Annotated in this window: 21 protein-coding genes; 9 read left to right on the forward strand and 12 right to left on the reverse strand. The window is 70.1% G+C overall.

What is annotated here, in order from left to right:
• Positions 1–5: 5 nt before the first annotated feature.
• The 3 genes from pgeF to lgt are packed head-to-tail and all read right to left on the reverse strand — an operon-like array spanning position 6 to position 2,715.
• A complete protein-coding gene (gene pgeF, locus A6W98_RS08585; RefSeq protein ID WP_042460307.1) occupies positions 6–761 on the reverse strand; it encodes a peptidoglycan editing factor PgeF in 756 nt (251 codons plus the stop codon).
• A complete protein-coding gene (locus A6W98_RS08590; protein ID WP_042460310.1) occupies positions 758–1,828 on the reverse strand; it encodes a class I SAM-dependent methyltransferase in 1,071 nt (356 codons plus the stop codon). Before A6W98_RS08590 ends, pgeF begins: the two co-directional genes overlap by 4 nt.
• Positions 1,825–2,715, reverse strand: a complete 891-nt coding sequence (gene lgt / locus A6W98_RS08595; RefSeq protein ID WP_042460313.1) for a prolipoprotein diacylglyceryl transferase — start codon at positions 2,713–2,715, stop codon at positions 1,825–1,827. Before lgt ends, A6W98_RS08590 begins: the two co-directional genes overlap by 4 nt.
• A 111-nt stretch (positions 2,716–2,826) precedes the next feature.
• On the opposite strand from lgt, the gene A6W98_RS08600 reads away from it, so the two are divergent.
• The 5 genes from A6W98_RS08600 to A6W98_RS08620 all read left to right on the forward strand — a co-directional run bounded on the left by A6W98_RS08600 (position 2,827) and on the right by A6W98_RS08620 (position 6,437).
• On the forward strand, positions 2,827–3,066 hold the full coding sequence (locus tag A6W98_RS08600; RefSeq protein WP_042460316.1) for an accessory factor UbiK family protein: 240 nt from the start codon (positions 2,827–2,829) through the stop codon (positions 3,064–3,066).
• Positions 3,067–3,788: 722 nt separating this feature from the next.
• The gene (locus A6W98_RS08605; RefSeq protein ID WP_042460319.1) at positions 3,789–4,292 is read left to right on the forward strand and encodes a type III secretion system chaperone family protein; all 504 of its coding nucleotides are present in this window, start codon (positions 3,789–3,791) and stop codon (positions 4,290–4,292) included.
• 32 nt (positions 4,293–4,324) lie between these two features.
• Complete coding sequence (gene proC, locus A6W98_RS08610; RefSeq protein ID WP_042460322.1) at positions 4,325–5,146, forward strand: pyrroline-5-carboxylate reductase; 822 nt, start codon at positions 4,325–4,327, stop codon at positions 5,144–5,146.
• Positions 5,143–5,481 carry a tRNA-binding protein gene (locus A6W98_RS08615; protein ID WP_042460325.1) on the forward strand — a complete coding sequence of 113 codons (339 nt, stop codon included), beginning with the start codon at positions 5,143–5,145 and terminating at the stop codon, positions 5,479–5,481. The genes proC and A6W98_RS08615 overlap by 4 nt, the downstream gene beginning before the upstream one ends.
• Positions 5,481–6,437 (forward strand): 2-hydroxyacid dehydrogenase, encoded by a 957-nt coding sequence (locus A6W98_RS08620; protein WP_042460328.1) that lies wholly within the window; start codon positions 5,481–5,483, stop codon positions 6,435–6,437. The genes A6W98_RS08615 and A6W98_RS08620 overlap by 1 nt, the downstream gene beginning before the upstream one ends.
• 11 nt (positions 6,438–6,448) lie before the next feature.
• Here the strand turns inward: A6W98_RS08620 and A6W98_RS08625 are convergent, their stop codons facing one another.
• Positions 6,449–6,901, reverse strand: coding sequence for a low molecular weight protein-tyrosine-phosphatase (locus A6W98_RS08625; protein WP_042460331.1), 453 nt, complete (start codon positions 6,899–6,901; stop codon positions 6,449–6,451).
• A 42-nt stretch (positions 6,902–6,943) separates the two neighbouring features.
• Between A6W98_RS08625 and A6W98_RS08630 the strand changes: the two genes are divergently transcribed.
• The gene (locus tag A6W98_RS08630; RefSeq protein ID WP_042460333.1) at positions 6,944–7,645 is read left to right on the forward strand and encodes an NAD-dependent deacylase; all 702 of its coding nucleotides are present in this window, start codon (positions 6,944–6,946) and stop codon (positions 7,643–7,645) included.
• A 44-nt stretch (positions 7,646–7,689) separates the two neighbouring features.
• On the opposite strand, the gene A6W98_RS08635 is transcribed toward A6W98_RS08630, so the two are convergent.
• The 5 genes from A6W98_RS08635 to meaB form a co-directional block, all read right to left on the reverse strand.
• Positions 7,690–8,178 carry a copper chaperone PCu(A)C gene (locus A6W98_RS08635; protein ID WP_042460336.1) on the reverse strand — a complete coding sequence of 163 codons (489 nt, stop codon included), beginning with the start codon at positions 8,176–8,178 and terminating at the stop codon, positions 7,690–7,692.
• Between the two features lie 45 nt (positions 8,179–8,223).
• Entirely contained in the window at positions 8,224–8,574 is a 351-nt protein-coding gene (locus A6W98_RS08640; protein ID WP_042460339.1) for a hypothetical protein, read from the reverse strand.
• Positions 8,575–8,824: 250 nt separating this feature from the next.
• Positions 8,825–9,112: a 50S ribosomal protein L28 gene (gene rpmB, locus A6W98_RS08645; protein WP_042460342.1), complete on the reverse strand. Its 288-nt coding sequence runs from the start codon at positions 9,110–9,112 to the stop codon at positions 8,825–8,827.
• Between the two features lie 138 nt (positions 9,113–9,250).
• Positions 9,251–9,991 (reverse strand): glutamine amidotransferase, encoded by a 741-nt coding sequence (locus tag A6W98_RS08650; RefSeq protein WP_042460345.1) that lies wholly within the window; start codon positions 9,989–9,991, stop codon positions 9,251–9,253.
• 19 nt (positions 9,992–10,010) lie between these two features.
• Positions 10,011–10,994, reverse strand: coding sequence for a methylmalonyl Co-A mutase-associated GTPase MeaB (gene meaB / locus A6W98_RS08655; protein WP_042460348.1), 984 nt, complete (start codon positions 10,992–10,994; stop codon positions 10,011–10,013).
• Between the two features lie 124 nt (positions 10,995–11,118).
• Between meaB and hrpB the strand changes: the two genes are divergently transcribed.
• Entirely contained in the window at positions 11,119–13,560 is a 2,442-nt protein-coding gene (hrpB, locus tag A6W98_RS08660) for an ATP-dependent helicase HrpB (RefSeq protein WP_042460351.1), read from the forward strand.
• 274 nt (positions 13,561–13,834) lie between these two features.
• Here hrpB and argF read toward each other — a convergent pair whose 3' ends face one another.
• Positions 13,835–14,761 (reverse strand): ornithine carbamoyltransferase, encoded by a 927-nt coding sequence (gene argF / locus A6W98_RS08665; protein ID WP_042460353.1) that lies wholly within the window; start codon positions 14,759–14,761, stop codon positions 13,835–13,837.
• The gene (locus A6W98_RS08670; protein WP_042460355.1) at positions 14,758–15,948 is read right to left on the reverse strand and encodes an aspartate aminotransferase family protein; all 1,191 of its coding nucleotides are present in this window, start codon (positions 15,946–15,948) and stop codon (positions 14,758–14,760) included. Before A6W98_RS08670 ends, argF begins: the two co-directional genes overlap by 4 nt.
• Before the next feature lie 1,280 nt (positions 15,949–17,228).
• Between A6W98_RS08670 and A6W98_RS08680 the strand changes: the two genes are divergently transcribed.
• Together A6W98_RS08680 and mce are read left to right on the forward strand one after the other, a co-directional pair.
• Positions 17,229–18,020 (forward strand): GNAT family N-acetyltransferase, encoded by a 792-nt coding sequence (locus A6W98_RS08680; RefSeq protein WP_063490899.1) that lies wholly within the window; start codon positions 17,229–17,231, stop codon positions 18,018–18,020.
• The gene (mce, locus tag A6W98_RS08685) at positions 18,017–18,421 is read left to right on the forward strand and encodes a methylmalonyl-CoA epimerase (protein ID WP_042460361.1); all 405 of its coding nucleotides are present in this window, start codon (positions 18,017–18,019) and stop codon (positions 18,419–18,421) included. The genes A6W98_RS08680 and mce overlap by 4 nt, the downstream gene beginning before the upstream one ends.
• A gap of 36 nt (positions 18,422–18,457) precedes the next feature.
• Here mce and plsY read toward each other — a convergent pair whose 3' ends face one another.
• A complete protein-coding gene (gene plsY, locus A6W98_RS08690; RefSeq protein ID WP_042460364.1) occupies positions 18,458–19,069 on the reverse strand; it encodes a glycerol-3-phosphate 1-O-acyltransferase PlsY in 612 nt (203 codons plus the stop codon).
• Positions 19,070–19,071 lie beyond the last annotated feature (2 nt).

The following is a 19,071-nucleotide window of genomic DNA, read 5'->3' on the forward strand; positions in this document are numbered from 1 at the left end:
CGGGCTTACAGCCGGATCGTCGAGATCAGCCGCCCGTAATCGGCCTCGCCGACATGCACGCTGCGCCGGTAGGAAAAGAACCGCTCGGGGTCGGAATAGGTGCAATGCCGGGTCCAGGCGGCCTGGCCGATGCCTGCGCCGCGCAGCCTTGCGAGGCTGAAGCCCGGCAGGTCGAACTGCATCCGATCACCCTGACCGGCGGCGAAGAAACGTGCAGAATCCGGGTCTTCGCTGAGGAAGGCGTCGAGGAATTCGGGGCCGACCTCATAGGCACGCTGGCTGATCGTCGGGCCGATCACCGCGGCCGTGTCCTCGCGCCGGGCCCCCAGCGCCTCCATCGCCTCGAGCGTGGCCTCGAGAATGCCCCCGAGCGCGCCGCGCCAGCCGGCATGGGCCGCGCCGACCACGCCGGCGCTAAGGTCGGCAAAGAGAACGGGCTGGCAGTCGGCGGTCAGCACGCCCAGCGCCAGATCGGGTTGCCGCGTCACCATCGCATCGGCGCGCATCGGCGTCGCTGTCGGGGTCTCGATCGTTGCGACCTCGGCGGAATGGACCTGATGGACGGTGACCAGCCGGTCGCTCTGCACCCCCATTGCCCCGGCCACCCGGCTGCGGTTGATGGCCACCGCCTCGGACAGGTCCGACGAGCCGCCGCCGCAGTTCAGCCCCGCGAAAACCCCCGAAGAGGCGCCGCCGCGTCGGGTGAAGAACCCGTGGCGAAGCGGCGCCAGCGCGTCGGAGGTGAGTATTTCCAGAGTCATGAATGCAGTCCTGGCGGATCGGGAGCGCGTGGGGGGGTCAGGGCGAGCGTCTTGAAGAGCGTTCCCATTTCCTCGGGATGGGTCAAGCGGCGATATGCGGCGAGATGGCCGGCAAGGGCGTCACCGGCAAGGTTTCGCGCCAAGACCTCGGTTCGGGTCGCAATTCCCAGCCGTTCGAGAAAGGTGCCCTGCGGCACGGGGCCGCTGACGCGAAGGCCGGTTGCGGCCCGGGCCAGCGCCTCGAAATCGACATGCGCGGTCAGATCGGCCTCGCCGGGATGGTCGAGGACGGGCTCGGGCCGGTGCGCGCGCAGCGCCTGCAGGGTGTCGCCGAGGCTGCGCCAGCCGCCGTAATCGACGATCAGCGCGGCGCCGCCATGAGTGGAAATCCGCGCAGACAGGCTGGCGGTGATGGCCTCGGCGGCGGCGCATGTTTCGACGATGTCGCCAGGCTTGGTATCGGCAAGCCGGTGTTCCAGCGCGGCAAGCGGCAACGGCGCCGAAAGCCCGAGGCTCAGCCGCGCGCCGTCGAGCCCGACCAGACGCTCGCACCAGCCGGCATCGTCGCGCTGGAACTGGCGGATCGGCAGGGCGTCGAAGAATTCGTTGGCAATCAGGAAGAGCGGCGCGTCGGGCAGTGCCTCGACGCTGTCGAGCCAGGCGATGTCCTGCTCCGGCAAGGCCGCGCGCTGGCGGGCGCGCAGGGTGGGCGAGGTCTCGACCAGATGCAGCCGCGCGGCGGCGTGAAAGCCCGGGACGCCCCGCGTCGCGCGCCAGAGGTCGGCCATCAGCGTGCCGCGCCCGGGGCCGAGCTCGGCCAGGGTGAAGGGGGCGGGCGCGCCCTGGTCGAGCCAGACCTGCGCGACCCAGAGCCCCAGAAGCTCGCCGAACATCTGGCTGATCTCGGGCGCGGTGGTGAAGTCGCCCGACTGCCCTAACGGGTCGCGGGTGCTGTAATAGCCATGCTCGGGATGCATCAGGCAGTCGGCCATGAACTCGGCGATGCTGATCGGGCCGGTCGCGGCGATTCGCCGGGCGAGGAGGCGGGCCAGCGGGGTTTCGGTCATGGCCGCCGCCGCGCCGCGTGCAGGATGAGGCCGAGGCCGAAGGCGATCATCGGCAAAGACAGCAGCTGGCCCATGGTCAGCCCGTAGCCCTGCCAATGCAGGGCGAGCCCGAGCGGATTGCCGGGACCCGCGAATTGCGCATCGGGCTGGCGGAGGAATTCCACCGCGAAGCGCGCGAGCCCGTAGCCGGTGAAAAAGGTTCCGGCGATCCGGCCCGGCGTCCTGAGCGCCCCGCGGGACAGCGCGAGCCAGAGCAGAAGCGCCCCGAGCAGGAGCCCCTCCAGACCGGCCTCGTAAAGCTGCGAGGGGTGGCGGGCGCAGGGCAGGCTGTTCCATCCGGGGCAGTATTGCGCGGCCGGGCCCGGAAAGACGACGGCCCAGGGCAGATCGGAGGGGCGGCCCCAGAGCTCGCCATTGATGAAATTCGCGATCCGTCCGAAGAAGAGGCCGATGGGCACCGCAAGCGCAAGCGCGTCCGCCGCGGGCAGAAGCGGGATTGCCTGTTTGCGGGTGAAGATGACCAAGGCGATCATCACCCCCAGAAGGCCGCCATGGAAGGACATCCCGCCATGCCAGAGCATCGGGATCTCCCAGGGGGCCTGCAGGTATTCGAAGGGCTTGTAGAACAGCACGAAGCCAAGCCGCCCGCCGAGGATCACGCCGAGCACGATCCAGGTCAGAAGCTCCTCGACCTGCTCCGGGCGCATCGGCGGACGCGCCCCGGCCCAGATCCGGTCGCGTCGCATCAGCGCGACGACTAGGCGCCAGCCAAGCACGATGCCGGCGATATAGGCGAGCGCGTACCAGCGCAGCGCGAAGTCGAGGCCGAAGACCGAGATCGAGAAGATCTCGGGGCTGAGGTCGGGGAAGGAGAGTACCGCTTGCATCTTGGGTCTTCTGTTCTCTGTGCGGCGCGGCGAAGTCAACCTTGAGCTTGGCGCGCCTGCGGGCCATATAGAGCGCGATTGTGAAAGCCAGTGTAAAAGCCAGAGGCCGCCATGCAGACCCGGAACAAATTTCTCGACGACATGTCGAAGCTGATGACGAATGCCATGGGCGTGGCCCAGGGGGCCAAGGACGAGGCCGAGACCGCGATGAAGAGCATGCTCGACCGCTGGCTCGCCGACCGGGACTTCGTGACCCGCGAGGAATTCGATGCGGTGCGGTCGATGGCGCAGAAAGCGCGCGAGGAGAACGAGGCGCTGAAAGCCCGGATCGCGGCGCTGGAAGCGAAATAGGCGGCGCTCTGCGCGGCCGTTGCCGGGGCGCGAATTTTCGACGAAAATTCGTTCCGGCACCAAAAGGACAGACATTGTTTTGTGCGTTTGGGCGACGCGTCCGGTTTGTGGCCGGAGCCTAGGCAGCCCGGCACTGCCAGCGTTTGTAGGGTCGGACCTTCGGATCTGGCATAATTCGGCTTGGGGCATGCACAGAGGTCCTCGCGGGGCCGGGTGTCGGGCAATCTCCCCGCGTCGAAGAAAATTGTCTTCCCTGTTCGGTTCCGCTCGGACGCCATCCTGATGGCAGAAGGCGAACCGGCTTTGTCGTATAATCGAAGGATCTTGCGTCGCCGGGTGGCTTTCGAGGCCGGATGTTGCGCGGCTCAGCGAGCAAGAAACCCTTCGTACAAGCCGCTGCGACCGCTTATTTCTTCGATTGTGCAACAACACCAGGCGATCCGCCGCTCCGAAAGGCCCCGAGACATTTGGCGGAAACGGTCGGGCAAGGCCCCCTTTGCAACCTGAAACCCAGCCCACGCCGGATCTCAGTGTCACGCCGGAATTGTCCACAAGATATTGCGGTCTGTCGTTCAAACTTAACAAAAATCCGCTTTACAGCCTTCTGCTTTGCCCTCACCATATTTGGTAAGGAAGCGGGGAAAGCACCCCGGACCTAGAGTGAGAGCCAAAGCCTAGTGGGCCTCGGTCCAACCTGGGCTAGATCGAAAGCGAGGCCGGGCATGAGCTATACCGAAGATTACCTGCTGAGCGACGAGATCCATCCCATCGACCTGGTCGAGACCCTCGCCTCGCATCACGACTGGGAATTCGACCGTGTCGCCGATGACCAGATCGCGATGGCGGTGGTCGGCCAGTGGCGCACCTATTCGATCACTCTGGCCTGGTCGGCCTTCGACGAGACGCTGCGGCTGGTCTGCACCTTCGAGATGGAACCCCCGCCCGAGCGCCTGCCGGTGCTTTACGAGACGCTCAACGCCACCAATGACCTGTGCTGGGCCGGGGCCTTTACCTTCTGGAACGACCAGCAGCTCATGGTCTGGCGCCACGGGCTGATGCTGTCGGGCGGGCAGACCGCAAGCCCCGAGCAGGTCGACCAGCTGATCCGGGCGGCGGTGTCCTCCTGCGAGCGCTTCTACCCGGCCTTCCAACTGGTGGTCTGGGCCGACCGCACGCCCGCCAATGCCCTGCAGGTCGCCATTGCGGATGCCTACGGGCGCGCCTAACCTCCGGCCCCGACAGGCAGAAGGGGCATATCATGGAATTCGACGACCTTTCCGCCCGGGGGCTGGTGCTTCTGGGTTGCGGCAAGATGGGATCCGCGCTGCTCGAGGGCTGGCTCAAGCAGGGCCTGCCCGCGGGTGCGGTCTGGGTGCTTGACCCGCACCCCTCGGACTGGCTGCGCGCACGGGCCGCCGAGGGGCTTCACCTCAACGAGGATCTGCCCGCGGCCCCGGCGCTGGTGCTGCTGGCGGTCAAGCCGCAGCTGATGGATGAGGCGCTGCCGCAGGTGGCGGGCTTTGCCGACGGGCAGACGCTGTTCGTCTCGATCGCGGCGGGCAAGACGCTTGGCTATTTCGCCGCGCATCTGGGCGCCGGGGCGCCGGTGGTCCGGTCGATCCCGAACACCCCCGCCGCCGTCGGGCGCGGCATCACCGCTCTGATCGGCAATGACACTGTCGACGAGGCCGGGCTGGCGCTGGCCGAGACGCTGTTGTCGGCGGTGGGACAGACGGTGCGGCTTGACGACGAAAGCCAGATGGATGCGGTCACGGCCGTGTCCGGCTCGGGGCCCGCCTATGTGTTCCACCTGATCGAGACCCTGGCCAAGGCGGGCGAGGCCGCCGGGCTGCCACCGGACATGGCGATGAAACTGGCCCGGGCCACGGTCGCGGGGGCGGGTCAGCTGGCCGAGGAGGCCGCCGAAGACCCCGCCCAGTTGCGCATCAACGTGACCTCGCCGGGCGGCACGACGGCGGCGGCGCTGGCGGTTCTGATGGATCCCGAGACCGGCTTTCCGCCGCTGCTGGAAAAGGCGGTCGCGGCAGCGACGGCACGCGGAAAGGAGTTGGGCGCATGAGCGAGATTTCCTTCGACGATTTCCTCAAGGTCGATATCCGGGTGGGCCGGATCACCCGGGCCGAACCCTATCCCGAGGCGCGCAAGCCCGCGATCAAGCTCTGGGTCGATTTCGGCCCCGAGATCGGCGAGAAGAAAAGCTCGGCCCAGATCACCGCGCATTACACGCCCGAGGACCTGCCGGGCCGCCGCGTGCTGGGCGTCGTCAATTTCCCGCCGCGCCAGATCGGCAAGGTCCGCTCCGAGGTGCTGGTCCTCGGGCTGCCCGACGAAAACGGCGAGGTGGTGCTGATCGTGCCCGACAAGGATGTGCCTCTGGGCGGGCGGATGTTCTGATGGCCAGGATCCTTGTCACCCGCCCGATGCCCGAAAGGGTCGTCGAGGCCGTCCGGACCCTGGGCGAGACCGAGATTCGGCAATCGACGCTGCCGCTGTCACCCGACGAGCTGCGCGCGGCATTGACGGATTACGACATCGTGCTGCCGACGCTGGGCGATGCCTTCTCGGCCGGGGTCTTTGCCGATGTGCCGGCGCCGCGGGCGCGTCTGCTGGCCAATTTCGGCGTCGGCTTCAACCATATCGACATCGCGGCGGCGCGGGCGGCCGGGGTGGCCGTGACCAACACCCCCGGCGCCGTGACCGATGCGACCGCCGATATCGGCATGATGCTGATCCTGATGACCTGCCGCCGCGCGGGCGAGGGCGAGCGGCTGGTGCGCGCAGGCCGTTGGCAGGGCTGGCATCCGACCCAGATGCTGGGGCTGCATGTCACCGGCAGGACGGTCGGCATCCTCGGCATGGGCAATATCGGGCAGGCCATCGCCCGGCGCTGTCATTTCGGCTTCGGGATGGAGGTTCTCTATCACACCCGCAGCCCGAAGGCGCTGGATTTTCCGGCCCGGGCGCTGGGCAGTCCCGAGGCGCTGGCGGCCGAGGCCGACATCCTCGTCTCGGCGGTGCCGGGCGGGGCCGGGACCCGGCATCTGATCGGGGCCAATGTGCTGGCGGCGATGAAGCCCACGGCGCATCTGGTCAACATCTCGCGCGGCGAGGTGGTCGACGAGGCGGCGCTGATCGCGGCGCTCGAGGCGGGCAAGATCGCGGGGGCGGGGCTCGATGTCTACGAATTCGAACCCGAGGTGCCAGAGGCACTGCGAAGCCGCGAGAATGTGACGCTGCTGCCGCATCTGGGCACCGCGACGCTGGAGGTCCGGACCGCGATGGGGCTGATGGCGGTCGAGAATATCCGCGCCCATCTCGACGGCCGACCGCTGCCCGATCCGGTCGGCTGAGCGGTCGGGGCTCAGCCCGCCAGATGGCGGATGAGCCCGCGCGATGCGTCCTCGACCAGATCGAGCACCAGATCGAAGCTGCCATCGTAATAGGGGTCGGGAACCTCGTCGCGGGGGGTGTCGGCAAAGTCGAGAAACAGCCTGACCGGGGTTTCGCTGTCGATCGGGCGCATCCGTTCCAGCGCGGTCAGGTTCGAGCGGTCCATCGCGAGGATCAGATCATAGGTGGCGAAATCGGCGGCCTTGACCTGACAGGCGCGCAGCCGCGTCAGGTCGTAGCCGCGCCCGGCCGCGGCGCGGATCGCGCGCGGGTCGGGCGGATCGCCCACATGCCAGCCCCCGGTTCCGGCGCTCTCGACCTCGATGTCGAGGCCCTCGGCCAGGGCCAGGGTCTGGAACACCCCATGCGCGGTCGGCGAGCGGCAGATATTGCCGAGACAGACGAAAAGGATTCGGGTGGTCATGGCGGCCTCCTTTTGCTCTGAGGGATAGCGGAGGTGCGCCCGATGACCAAGATCGTGATTCTCACCGGGGCCGGGATCTCGGCCGAAAGCGGGCTCGGCACGTTCCGCGACGTGGACGGGCTCTGGACCCGCTATGACCTGAATGATGTGGCGACGCCCGAGGGCTTTGCCCGCGACCCGGGGCTGGTGATGGAGTTCTACAATGCGCGGCGCCGGAACGCGGCCGAGGCGGCGCCGAACCCGGCACATCTGGCGCTGGCCCGGCTCGAGGCGGCCTTGCCGCCCGGATCGGTCCGGATCGTGACCCAGAATGTCGACGACCTGCACGAACGCGCCGGAAGCCGGGCGGTCTGGCACATGCATGGCGAGCTGGCGCGGGCGCGCTGCGCGTCCTGCGGCGCGGGCTGGCCGGCCCCGGCCGAGATGCGGGTGGCGGATGCCTGCCCGTCCTGCGGCGTGGCCGCGACCCGGCCCGACATCGTCTGGTTCGGCGAGATGCCCTATCGCATGGAAGAGATCTGGGAGGCGCTGCGCGCGGCCGATCTGTTCGTCTCGATCGGCACCTCGGGCAGCGTCTATCCGGCGGCGGCCTTCGTGCAGGATGCGGCGCGGGCCGGGGCCGAAACGCTGGAGCTGAACCTCGAACCTTCCGAGATCGCCCGCGATTTCGACCGGGGGCTGCACGGCCCCGCCTCGGAGATCGTGCCGGTCTGGGTCGAGGAGTATCTCGGCGCGCGGCGCTGAGGAGGCGCCCGAGGCCCCGATAGGCCCCCGGCGCCCGGGCCGCCTCAGTGCGCCATGTGGCCCTTCATCGGCATGTCCGTTTCGTTGCCCATCGACGAGCGGACGCTTTCGACCGGGGCGTCGACCTCGACCGTGCCGGCCTTCTCGAAGGTCAGGGTCAGGCCGACGATGTCGCCCTCGGTCAGCGGTCGGGTCAGGCCCAGCAGCATGACATGGTCGCCGCCGCGGCGCAGATCGTGATGGCCATGGGCGGGCACCGGGAAGCCGTCCTCGACCTCGATCATCCGCATCACCCCGTTGGCATCCGAGACATGGGTGTGCAGCTCGACCCGCTCGGCGGCGTCCGAGGCGGCGGCGATCAGCCGGTCGTCCTCGGCGCCGGTATTGACGAGGGTCATGAAGGCGGCGCCCGATTGCGCCATCGCCGAGGAGGCGCGGGCATAGGCGCCCTCGACGGCGATATCGCCGGCAATGGCGGGCAGGGCGGGGGCGAGCGCGATCAGGCTCGCATAGAGGGTGGTTTTCAGGGACATTTCTGGCCTCCTGGTCCTTGGCTTTCTGGAAAGGGTCGTCGGGGGTCAGTCGATGCGGCCGGGAGGCGCGCGCGAGCGCGGTTGCGGCGGGCGGCGTCCGCAGGCCGCGCGCCGCCGGTCGCGGTGGCCGAGCGGCCGGGCGCGGAGCAGGCGGACCGGCAGGGCCGGGGGCGCGGGCGCAAGCGCTGCCAGCGCCGCGATCCCGTCGGGGCAGATATGCGGCGGCCCGGTCGGGTGTCCGCTTGCATCGACCTCGACCGCCTGCAGGCCGAAGCCGGTGCAGAGCACGATCCGGTCCACCGGACGGGGGGCCGCGCGCGCCGCCGCGAGGCTCAGCGAGGTGAGCGCGAGCAGCAATGCGAGGCAGATGCCGATGAGGGAGCGGAACCCGGTCATGGCGCCAGTTTAGAGCGACTCGAGACCGGGGGCGATCCTGAAACGTCGAAAGCAGGCACTCCCGACCAGGGCCTGCACGGGCCTGCACGGGGTTGCGCCCCGCTTGTCCCGAGTCGGGCCGGGCCGTGCGCAGGCGCGCGGTGCCTCCGGCGGGGGTATTGGAGCCAAGAAGAAGGCGGCGCCAATGCAAAAGGCCCCGCGCAAGCGGGGCCGCCGGACAGTTTTGCAGGTCGGGCTCGGCCGGGCCGGATCAGGCCGTGGCCCGGGCCTTCTCGATGTCCTTCTTGACCTTGAGCGCCTTGTCGGACAGCTCGGCTTCGCTGGCCTTGGCCAGGAAGTTGTCGAGACCGCCGCGGTGGTCGACGGTGCGCAGGCCCGCCGCCGAGACGCGGAACTTGAAGGACCGGCCCAGAACGTCGGAGATAAGGGTGACCTCGTTGAGGTTCGGCAGGAACCGGCGCCGGGTCTTGTTATGGGCATGGCTGACATTGTTGCCGGTCATCGGCCCTTTGCCGGTCAGTTCGCAGACGCGCGACATGGTTCTTTTCCTCGTTTCGATAAAGCGACCGACGCCGCAAAGGCAGCGCCAAGAATTCCGTCCGAGGCTAATAGGGGGAAGACGGGGTGGGGTCAAGCGATTCATCCCGGGGGCGGACCGGCGCCGGGCGTCGGGGGCTCATGGGCTGGCGTGGCGGGCGACGAAGCGGGCGAGGATGGTCTCGGGGATGTCGACCTTCCGGGCACGGCAGAGCGCGATCAGGTCGTCGGCGGCCTCGGGCGGGAAATAGCCCCGGTCGCGGTAGATCCGGATCCGAAGCTCGAAGCCCGCGCTGTCGGCCTCGGGATGGAACTGGGTGGCGTAGACATTGGCGCCGTGGCGGATCATCTGGAACGGGCAGGTGTCGGAGGCCAGCAGATGGGCGCAGCCCGGGGGCAGCGCCTCGACCGCCTCCTTGTGGCCGACGAAGGCCGGGAAGGTCTCGGGCAGGCCGCGGGTCAGCGGCTCGGTGCGTCCGGCCTCGGTCAGGCGGCAGGTGGTGGTGCCGACCGGCTCGGCAAAGCGGCCCCTGGCCACCGGTGCGCCAAGATGGTGGGCGAGAAGGCCGATGCCGTAGCAGCAGCCCAGGAAGGGAATGTCGCGGGCGGTGATGTCGGGCAGAAGGCCGAGGATCGCGGCCTCGATCCGGCGGTCGGTGGCGGATTTTGCTGCCTCGGGGTCCGAGACGCAGCCCGGGCCGCCGCCCACGATCACCCCGGAAAAGGCATCGAGCGAGAGATCGGCCGGCAGCGGTTCGCAGTCAAGCCGGAGGCGGTGGGCATTCTCGGGAGCGATCCCGCCTTTCCGGAGGAAGGCCGCGTATTCGTCATCGGCGGCCTCGGCCTCGGGGCGGAGCTGGAGGATCAGGAAGGGCTTCATGCGCGGCCCTGCCGATGGGTCAGGCGCTGACGCCGAGCGCGGTCAGCATCTCGGTCGAGGCATGGGCGACGGTCAGCTCGCCCCCGGCCACCTTCGCGCCGAGATCCGCCATCCGGGCCCGCATCGCCGGGTCGCGATCGAGCCGGGCCAGCAGGCCGCGCCGGACCTCCTCGGCGAACCAGTAGCGGGCCTGGGCGGCGCGGCGGGCATCGAAATGGCCGTGCTCGCGGCGCCAGTCGGCAAGCGCCTGCATGTCCTCCCAGGCTTCGCGAAGCCCGCGTTCCTCGACCGCCGAGACCGCGACCGCCTTGGGGAACCCCTCGGGGTCCTGGGGACGGCGGCGCAAGAGGTGCAGCGCGCCCGCGTAATCGGCCCGGGTGCGTTCGGCGGCGGGTTTCAGGTCGCCATCGGCCTTGTTGACGAGGATCAGGTCGGCCATTTCCATGATGCCGCGCTTGACCCCCTGCAGCTCGTCGCCGCCGGCGGGCGCCATCAGCAACACGAACAGGTCGGTCATCTCGGCGACCATGGTCTCGGACTGACCGACCCCCACGGTCTCGATCAGCACGATGCCGAAGCCCGCCGCCTCGCAAAGCGCCACCGCCTCGCGGGTGCGGCGCGCCACGCCCCCCAGCGCCGACTGGCTGGGCGAGGGGCGGATGAAGGCGTTCGGGTCGCGCGACAGCCGTTCCATCCGGGTCTTGTCACCGAGGATCGAGCCGCCCGAGCGGGCCGAGGACGGATCGACCGCCAGCACCGCGACCTTGTGGCCCTCGTCTGTCAGCATCCGCCCGAAGCTCTCGATCAGGGTCGATTTGCCCACGCCCGGCGTGCCCGACAGCCCGATCCGGAGCGCCTGTCCGGGCGCGTCGGTCAGCAGGCCCAGCAGCTCCTGGGCCTGGGCGCGGTGATCCTCGCGGCCGCTTTCGATCAGGGTGATCGCCCGGGCGAGGGCACGGCGTTCGCCGGACTTGATGCGGGGGGCAAGCTCGTCTGGGGTCATCGGCGGCTCCGGGTCTTTCGGGGGCGGCTCCTGTCTTGCCCTGCCCGGGCCGGGCTGTCCAGCCCTCCCTCCCGCTCTGTCGCGCAGTCTGGCCGTGCGGGCCGCGATGGCGCATAAGGCGGGCATGACGCAGCTGCCCATCGATGCCGTGCTTCCCGACCTGACCGCCGCCCTTGCCCGCGCGGGCCGGGCCGTGCTGCAGGCGCCGCCCGGAGCGGGCAAGACCACGCGGGTGCCGCTGGCGATGCTGGAGGCCGGGCTGACCGGGGGCCGGATCGTGATGCTGGAGCCGCGGCGCCTTGCCGCGCGGGCCGCTGCCGAAAGGATGGCCGAGGCCCTGGGCGAACCGGTCGGCCAGACCGTCGGCTACCGCATCCGGGGCGAGGCCAGGGTCGGCCGCGCCACCCGCATCGAGGTGGTGACCGAGGGCATCCTGACGCGGATGATCCAGTCCGATCCGGGGCTCGAGGGCATCGGCGCGATTCTCTTCGACGAGTTCCACGAACGCTCGCTGACCGCCGATCTGGGGCTGGCGCTGGCCTGGGAGGTTCGTTCGGCGCTGCGCGAGGACCTGATCCTCGTGGTGATGTCGGCGACGCTGGATGCCGAGCCGGTGGCGGCGCTGATGGAGGATGCGCCGGTCGTGAGCTCCGAGGGGCGCAGCTTTCCGGTGACGACGCGCTGGTTGCCGCGCCCGCTGCCGAAGGGCACGCGCCTGCCCGCCGCCACGGCCGATCTGGTGGTCGAGGCCGCCGCCGAGACCGCGGGCGGGCTGCTGGTCTTCCTGCCGGGCGAGGGCGAGATCCGCCGCTGTGCCGCAGCGCTCGAGGGGCGGTTGCCGGAGGATTGCCGGATCCGGCCGCTTTACGGTGCGCTGCCCTTCGCCGAGCAGCGCGCCGCGATCCTGCCCGCGCGCGAGGGGCGCAAGGTGGTGCTGGCCACCTCGATCGCCGAGACCTCGCTGACCATCGAGGATGTGCGGGTGGTGGTCGATGCGGGCCGCGCCCGCCGGTCGCGCTTCGATCCGAATTCGGGCATGGCGCGGCTGGTGACCGAGCGCGTCACCCGGGCCGAGGCCGATCAGCGCCGCGGCCGGGCCGGGCGGGTGGCCGAGGGCGTCTGCTACCGGCTCTGGAGCAAAGGCGAGGACGGCGCCCTTGCCGCCTATCCCCCGGCCGAGATCGAGGCGGGCGACCTGGCGGGGCTGGCGTTGGAACTCGCGGCCTGGGGCGCCTCCGGCCCCGGCGATCTGGCCTTCCTGACCCCGCCCAATCCGGGCGCCTTCGCCGAGGCGCGGGCGCTTCTGGCCGGGCTCGGGGCGCTCGATGCCGCGGGGCGGATCACCGGCCATGGCCGCGCGCTGGCGGCGTTGCCCCTGCATCCGCGGCTCGGACATATGCTGCTTGCGGCGGGGCGGCAGGCCGCGCCTCTGGCCGCGCTCCTGTCCGAACGCGACCCCTTGCGCGGTGCGGGCGCCGATCTGGCGCTGCGGCTGCGTTGCCTGAGCGATCCGAAGGCGCCGAGCCCGGTGCCGCCCGACCGGGGCGCGCTGGCCCGGATCCGGACCGAGGCGAAACGGCTGGCCGGGCGCGCGCCCGGGGCCCCGCGTCCGATGAGCCCGGGCGAAATGGCGGCGCTGGCCTATCCCGACCGGGTCGGGCTGCGGCGCCGGGGGACCGCGCCGCGCTTCGTGCTCTCGGGCGGCAAGGGGGCCGTCCTGGACGAGGCCGATCCGCTCGCGGGGCAGCGGCTGATCGTGGCGCTCGATCTCGATGGCGATGCCCGCGAGGCGAAGGTGCGGCTTGCTGCGCCGCTCTCCGAGGCCGAATTGCGCGCGGTCCATGGCGCGGCCATCGCCTGGACCGATACCTGCGAGTGGTCGCGGCGCGAGTCCCGCGTGACGGCACGGCGGCAGGAACGCTTCGGCGCGCTGGCGCTCGACGACCGCAGCTGGCCCGATCCCCCGCCCGAGACGGTCGCGCGCGCTATGCTCGAGGGCGTCCGCGCGCTGGGCCTGCCCTGGAGCGATGCGGCGCGCCGTTTCCGGGCGCGGGTCGAGCTTCTGCGCGCCGAAGGGGCGGAGCTGCCCGATTTCTCCGATGCGGGGCTGATGGCGGGGCTCGAGGACTGGTTGCTGCCGCATCTGGGCGGGGTCCGGTCGGCAGAGGACCTCAAGCGCCTCGACCTTCTGCCCGCGCTGACCGCCCGGCTCGACTGGGAGGCCCGGCAGAGTGTCGACCGCCTGGCGCCGCCCGCCTTCGAGACGCCGCTGGGGCGGAAGATCCCCATCGACTATGGCGCCGAGGCCCCGGGGATCGAACTGCGCCTGCAGGAGCTTTTCGGCGTGACCGAACACCCGACGGTGGGGCCGAACCGGCTGCCGCTCCGGATCACGTTGCTGTCGCCCGCCGGGCGTCCGGTGCAGGTCACCCTGGACCTGCCCGGCTTCTGGGCGACCAGCTATGCCGATGTACGCAAGGACATGCGCGGGCGCTACCCGCGCCATCCCTGGCCCGAGGACCCGACCGCCGCCGCCCCCACGCTCCGCGCCAAACGCCGGAGCTGACAGCGGGCGCGCTGTCAGATGGAGCGCCTGCGGCGCAAGATCCCCATCTCGGCATCCCCGTCTCGGCTCCGGCCCCGGAGGGCCGTCGCCTCGGAGAACGCCCCACCCCTTCTTCTTGGTGCCAATACCCCCGCCAGAGGCGCCGCGCGCGTCTTGCGCGCGGCTCGGCCCAACCCCGGTCAAGCCGGGCAAAGCCCGGTGCGGGTCCGGGGGCGGGAGCCCCCCCCGGTCTATCGGTGCGGCCTCAGAGGCTGGAGCCCCCGGCGCCGAAATCTCAGACGCCGAGGCAATGCCGCATGATCGCCTTTTGCGCATGCAGCCGGTTCTCGGCCTCGTCGAAGACCACCGAATGCGGTCCGTCCATCACCGCGTTGGTGGCTTCTTCGTCGCGATGCGCGGGCAGGCAGTGCATGAACAGCGCGTCGGGCTTGGCCGCCGCCATCAGCCGCTCGTTCACCTGATAGGGACGCAGCTGATTATGGCGCCGCTCGCGCGCCGATTGCGGATCGTGCATCGACACCCAGGTATCGGTCACCACCAGATCGGCGCCCTCGACCGCCTTGAGCGGATCGCGTTCGATGACGATATCGGCGCCCTTCGCCCGTGCCGCCTCGACGAAGACCGGTTCCGGGTCCAGCGGCTGCGGGCCGGTGAAGGTCAGGTCGAAGCCGAACTGCCCGGCGGCCTGGATGAAGGAGGCGCAGACATTGTTGCCGTCGCCCGACCAGACCATCTTGCGCCCGGCAATCGGGCCGCGATGTTCCTCGAAGGTCAGCAGGTCGGCCATGATCTGGCAGGGATGGGTGCGGTTGGTCAGCCCGTTGATCACCGGCACCGTCGCGTGATCCGCCATCTCCTGCAGCGTCGCCTCTTCGAAGGTCCGGATCATGATCAGGTCGACATAGCGCGACAGCACCCGGGCGGTGTCGGCGATGGTCTCGCCATGGCCCAGCTGCATGTCCTTGCCCGACAGCACCATGCTCTGCCCGCCCATCTGCCGCACGCCCACGTCGAAGCTGATCCGGGTCCGGGTCGAGGGCTTCTCGAAGATCAGCGCCACCATCCGGCCGTCAAGCGGGCGGCCGTCATCGGGCGTGGCCTTGGTGCGCCCCGCGCGGGCCTGCTTCATCGCATGGGCGCAATCGAGGATCGCCCGCAGATCGGAGGGCGCTGTGCTGTCGATATCGAGAAAATGGGTCATGCCCGGGCCTCCTTCGCGGCAACGGCCGTCGCGGCCGCATCGAGCCGGGCAACGGCCTCGGCAATCTCTTCGTCGGAAATCGTCAGGGGGGGCAGGATGCGGACCACATTGTCCCCCGCCGGAACCGTCAGCAGGTGCTGATCGTAGCCCGCCTGCACCACGTCGGTATTGGCCGCGCGGCATTTCAGCCCCAGCATCAGCCCGGACCCGCGCACCGCCTCGAACACCTCGGGATGGCTCGCCACCAGCCCTTCCAGCCGTTGCCGCAACAGCCCGGCCTTGCGGTTCACCTCGTCGAGGAAGGCGGGATCGGAAATGATGTCGATCACCGTCTTGCCGACGGCGCAGGCCAGCGGGTTGCCGCCATAGGTCGAGCCATGGGTGCCCGCACTCATGCCCGAGGCCGCGGCCTCGGTCGCCAGCACCGCGCCCAGCGGAAAGCCGCCGCCGATGCCCTTGGCGATCATCATGATGTCGGGCGCGGCGCCGGCCCATTCATGGGCAAAGAGCTTGCCGGTCCGGCCCATGCCGCATTGCACCTCGTCATAGATCAGAAGCGTCCCGGTCTCGTCGCAGAGGTCGCGCAGCCCCTTCAGGCAGGGATCGGGCAGCGGCCGGAGGCCGCCCTCGCCCTGGACGGGCTCGACCATGATCGCGGCCACGGTCTCGTCGATGGCGTTCTGCAGCACCGAGCCATGGGCGCCGAAGGGCAGGTGGATGAAGCCCGGCAGAAGCGGCCCGAACCCCTTGGTCATCTTCTCGGTGCCCACCGCCGCGATGGCCGCCGAGGACCGCCCGTGGAACGCGCCCGAGAAGGTGACGATGTTCACCCGCTCGGGCTGGCCCTTCTCGTACCAGTATTTCCGGGCCATCTTGACCGCGAGTTCGCAGGCCTCGGTGCCGGAATTGGTGAAGAAGACGGTGTCGGCGAAGGTCTTCTCGACCAGCGCGTCGGCCAGGGCCTCCTGCTCGGGGATGTGGTAGAGGTTCGACAGGTGCCAGATCCGGTTCGCCTGGGCGGTCAGCGCCGCCACCAGTGCCGGGTTGGCATGGCCGAGCGCATTCACCGCGATCCCGGCGCCGAAATCCAGGTATCGGGTGCCGTCGGTCGCGACAAGCCAGGAGCCTTCGCCGGTCTCGAAGCTGAGCGGCGCGCGGTTATAGATCGGCAGGACGGACGGAACCATCAGGGAAATCCTTCGGAAAAGAGGCCTTATGGGTGCCTCGGGCGACAGTACGTGTCAATTGTCTTCGGAAAGGTGCCGGGGCACGGAGGGGAAAGGTCGGGATATTGCGTGGGCGCAGGCGGAGGCGGCCGGCTCAGAGACGGCGGCGGCGTCGGCGCAGGGAGAGATGAACGCAACGGGTCATGCTGAGCGCCTTTAGCGGGAAAAACCGGCCCTGTCCAGACGATCCGTCGCCGCATCGCCCGGGCGCGTTGGCCGGGTCCGTCCGTCGGCATCGGCGACGCGCGTCCGGGCGATGGCATGCGGCAGCCTGGTCCTCGTCCGGGCTTCGGGCGCTGGATCATGCGGCTCGGCCTCGCGGGCGGGCGCCGCGGCCGGTCCTCTGGCGCGCGCTCCGGTCACGCTGCGCCTCTCGCGGGGCGCCTGTCGCTTCCGCTTGTTCGGAAACCGCATGCGCGAAGGCAGATGGTCTTGGCCGCACCCGGAGCCATGGCCCCCGGCCTCGGGAAGGCGATGGCCCGACAGGCAAGGTGGGCAGGATGGCGGGACCGGCGCCTTGCAGCAATGTCGGAGCAGGCAGACAGGTAAGCGGCGGGGTGTTGCGGCGAGCGCCAGCGGTGCTCGGGCGGACGGTTCATGTTCCGAACGCGGCACCATGCCCGGTCCTCCGGGGCGGCCATGGAGCAAGAAAACCGGCTCATGACATTGCAGTCCATGGCGTAGAAGGGGGACGGACAAGGGCATGAGACGGGCCTCAGCCGGTTTGCGGCGCTCCTGTCATACACCCCGCCTGCGGTTTCCCGGGGGAGCTATTACGCGCGGTGGCAGGATGTTGAGTGCCGGATATGGCCTTGAGCGGTCCCGGCATGTCCGGTCGGCGCGTCTGGCCGGAATTGCGCGTCTGCGATGAGGGATGTGCAAGGCCGTTGCTCGGTCCCGTCGCGGGGCCGGGTCTGGATGACCCGCTCGGCCTTGCCGCCGGTCTTCGGCGCGAAAGGGCAGGGGCGAGGCAACGGATCGCCGGTCAGCGCGGCATCTTGCGGAAGCGGCGCGAAGGGGAGGCCGCCTTGACCGGTCATCGCGCGCGGCCGTGCGGCCCTGCTGCCGACATCGCTGCGCGGCGTCCCGGTCTCGGCCCGTCGGAGCGGACCCGGCCCTTTTCGCTCTGCGCCGCTCCGCGGCGGGGCGTGGCGCAGGGGCAGGGGCCAATGGACAAATGCGGGCCGCTTCTCCCTTATGGGGGCGGGCCCGGACCGGTCCGGGATGCAAAGGAGCCCGCAATGACCCAGGATCTGCCCCTCGGCGCGCCGCTTCCCGGCTGGAGCCCGCCGCCCCGCCCCGATCGCGACAGCCTTGCCGGGCGGTATTGCCGGCTCGAGCCGCTCTCGCGCGACCATGCCGCCGAGCTGCATGCCGCCCAGCTGCTCGATGGCTCGATCTGGACCTATCTGCCCTATGGCCCGTTCCCGGACGAAGCGGCGCTGGCCGACTGGATCGCCCGGGACGCCTCTGGGGCGGACCCGCTGTTCTTCGCGGTGCGCGAGGCGGTTTCGGGCCGGGCGCTGGGCGTGCTCAGCTATCTGCGGATCGCGCCCGGGGCCGGATCGATCGAGATCGGCCATGTGAATTTCTCGGCGCCGCTGCAACGGCGTCCGGCCGCGACCGAGGCGGTGACGCTGCTGATCGGCCGGGCCTTCGCGCTGGGCTACCGGCGGCTCGAATGGAAGTGCAACGCGCTGAACCGGGCGTCGCGCCGGGCGGCCGAACGCTACGGGCTGAGCTACGAGGGCGTCTTCCGCCAGGCCGCGGTGGTCAAGGGGCGGAACCGCGACACCGCCTGGTTCGCCGCCATCGATGCCGAGTGGCCGGCGCTGAAGGCGGCCTACGAGACCTGGCTCGACCCGGCCAATTTCGATGCCGGGGGGCGGCAGATCGTCCCGCTGTCAGAGCTGACCCGGCCGATTCTCGCGGCCCGCGACCCCGCGCTTGCCTCCGGTCCCGAGGCGGGTCTTGCGTCGCGGGACGGCAGGCCGGATAACCCGGGCGAACATCATCAGGAGGATCAGGGATGATCGGCCGTCTCAACCATGTCGCCATCGCCGTGCCGGATCTGGAAGCCGCCTCGGCGCAATATGCCGAAACGCTGGGAGCAAAGGTCGGCGCGCCGCAGGACGAACCCGATCACGGCGTGACCGTGGTCTTCATCGAGCTGCCCAACACCAAGATCGAGCTGCTTTTCCCGCTGGGCGAGGCAAGCCCGATCAAGGGCTTTCTCGACAAGAACCCCTCGGGCGGCATTCACCATATCTGCTACGAGGTCGAGGACATCCTCGCCGCCCGCGACCGGCTCAAGGACCAGGGCGCGCGGGTGCTGGGCTCGGGCGAGCCGAAGATCGGCGCCCATGGCAAGCCGGTGCTGTTCCTGCATCCCAAGGATTTCAACGGCACGCTGATCGAGCTGGAACAGGTCTGAGCCTAGGGAAGAGGCCCGGCGCTCAGGCCCCGGGCCTCAGCCGGTCTTGCGGCCGATCTTCGGCTCGGTTCCGGTCAGCAGGCGGCGGATGTTGGCGTGGTGGCGGATGAAGATCAGCACCGCCAGCACCGCCCCCAGCAGAACGGTTTCGCCCCGGCCCAGAAGGATCGCCCAGACCGGCGCCAGCGCGGCCGCGGCCAGCGCCGAAAGCGAGGAATAGCGGAAGGCGGCGGCAAAGGCCGCCCAGGTGGCGCAGGCGGCGATCCCCACCGGCCAGGCCAGCGCCAGCAGCGTGCCCAGGAAGGTCGCGACCCCCTTGCCGCCCCGGAAGCCCAGATAGACCGGGAAGAGATGCCCCAGAAAGGCCGCGCCGCCCGCGATCTGGGCCGCGTCCTCGCCCGCGAGCGCCCGCGCGATCAGCACCGCGATGCCGCCCTTGCCCGCATCCAGCACCAGCGTCAGGAAGGCCGCCAGCTTGTTGCCGGTGCGCAGCACATTGGTCGCGCCGATATTGCCCGAGCCGATCTTCCGAAGGTCGCCCAGCCCGAACAGCCGCGCCATGACGATGCCGAAGGGCACCGCCCCCAGCAGGTAGCCGCAGAGCCCGAAAAGCGCCAGCAGCAGGAGGGGCGTGTCGATCATCGGCATCG

This window comes from Rhodovulum sulfidophilum DSM 1374 (assembly GCF_001633165.1).
Lineage (GTDB): Bacteria > Pseudomonadota > Alphaproteobacteria > Rhodobacterales > Rhodobacteraceae > Rhodovulum > Rhodovulum sulfidophilum.

Bases quoted from the DNA above. Each gene is read 5' to 3' on its own strand.
- A6W98_RS08670 (WP_042460355.1), bottom strand. From the start codon at position 15,948: ATGGTTCCGTCCGTCCTGCCGATCTATAACCGCGCGCCGCTCAGCTTC.
- proC (WP_042460322.1), top strand. From the start codon at position 4,325: ATGGAATTCGACGACCTTTCCGCCCGGGGGCTGGTGCTTCTGGGTTGC.
- A6W98_RS08605 (WP_042460319.1), top strand. From the start codon at position 3,789: ATGAGCTATACCGAAGATTACCTGCTGAGCGACGAGATCCATCCCATC.
- A6W98_RS08615 (WP_042460325.1), top strand. From the start codon at position 5,143: ATGAGCGAGATTTCCTTCGACGATTTCCTCAAGGTCGATATCCGGGTG.
- plsY (WP_042460364.1), bottom strand. From the start codon at position 19,069: ATGCCGATGATCGACACGCCCCTCCTGCTGCTGGCGCTTTTCGGGCTC.
- meaB (WP_042460348.1), bottom strand. From the start codon at position 10,994: ATGACCCCAGACGAGCTTGCCCCCCGCATCAAGTCCGGCGAACGCCGT.
- pgeF (WP_042460307.1), bottom strand. From the start codon at position 761: ATGACTCTGGAAATACTCACCTCCGACGCGCTGGCGCCGCTTCGCCAC.
- A6W98_RS08650 (WP_042460345.1), bottom strand. From the start codon at position 9,991: ATGAAGCCCTTCCTGATCCTCCAGCTCCGCCCCGAGGCCGAGGCCGCC.
- A6W98_RS08680 (WP_063490899.1), top strand. From the start codon at position 17,229: ATGACCCAGGATCTGCCCCTCGGCGCGCCGCTTCCCGGCTGGAGCCCG.
- rpmB (WP_042460342.1), bottom strand. From the start codon at position 9,112: ATGTCGCGCGTCTGCGAACTGACCGGCAAAGGGCCGATGACCGGCAAC.
- A6W98_RS08635 (WP_042460336.1), bottom strand. From the start codon at position 8,178: ATGTCCCTGAAAACCACCCTCTATGCGAGCCTGATCGCGCTCGCCCCC.
- hrpB (WP_042460351.1), top strand. From the start codon at position 11,119: ATGACGCAGCTGCCCATCGATGCCGTGCTTCCCGACCTGACCGCCGCC.
- argF (WP_042460353.1), bottom strand. From the start codon at position 14,761: ATGACCCATTTTCTCGATATCGACAGCACAGCGCCCTCCGATCTGCGG.
- A6W98_RS08600 (WP_042460316.1), top strand. From the start codon at position 2,827: ATGCAGACCCGGAACAAATTTCTCGACGACATGTCGAAGCTGATGACG.
- mce (WP_042460361.1), top strand. From the start codon at position 18,017: ATGATCGGCCGTCTCAACCATGTCGCCATCGCCGTGCCGGATCTGGAA.
- A6W98_RS08630 (WP_042460333.1), top strand. From the start codon at position 6,944: ATGACCAAGATCGTGATTCTCACCGGGGCCGGGATCTCGGCCGAAAGC.
- A6W98_RS08625 (WP_042460331.1), bottom strand. From the start codon at position 6,901: ATGACCACCCGAATCCTTTTCGTCTGTCTCGGCAATATCTGCCGCTCG.
- A6W98_RS08620 (WP_042460328.1), top strand. From the start codon at position 5,481: ATGGCCAGGATCCTTGTCACCCGCCCGATGCCCGAAAGGGTCGTCGAG.
- A6W98_RS08640 (WP_042460339.1), bottom strand. From the start codon at position 8,574: ATGACCGGGTTCCGCTCCCTCATCGGCATCTGCCTCGCATTGCTGCTC.
- lgt (WP_042460313.1), bottom strand. From the start codon at position 2,715: ATGCAAGCGGTACTCTCCTTCCCCGACCTCAGCCCCGAGATCTTCTCG.
- A6W98_RS08590 (WP_042460310.1), bottom strand. From the start codon at position 1,828: ATGACCGAAACCCCGCTGGCCCGCCTCCTCGCCCGGCGAATCGCCGCG.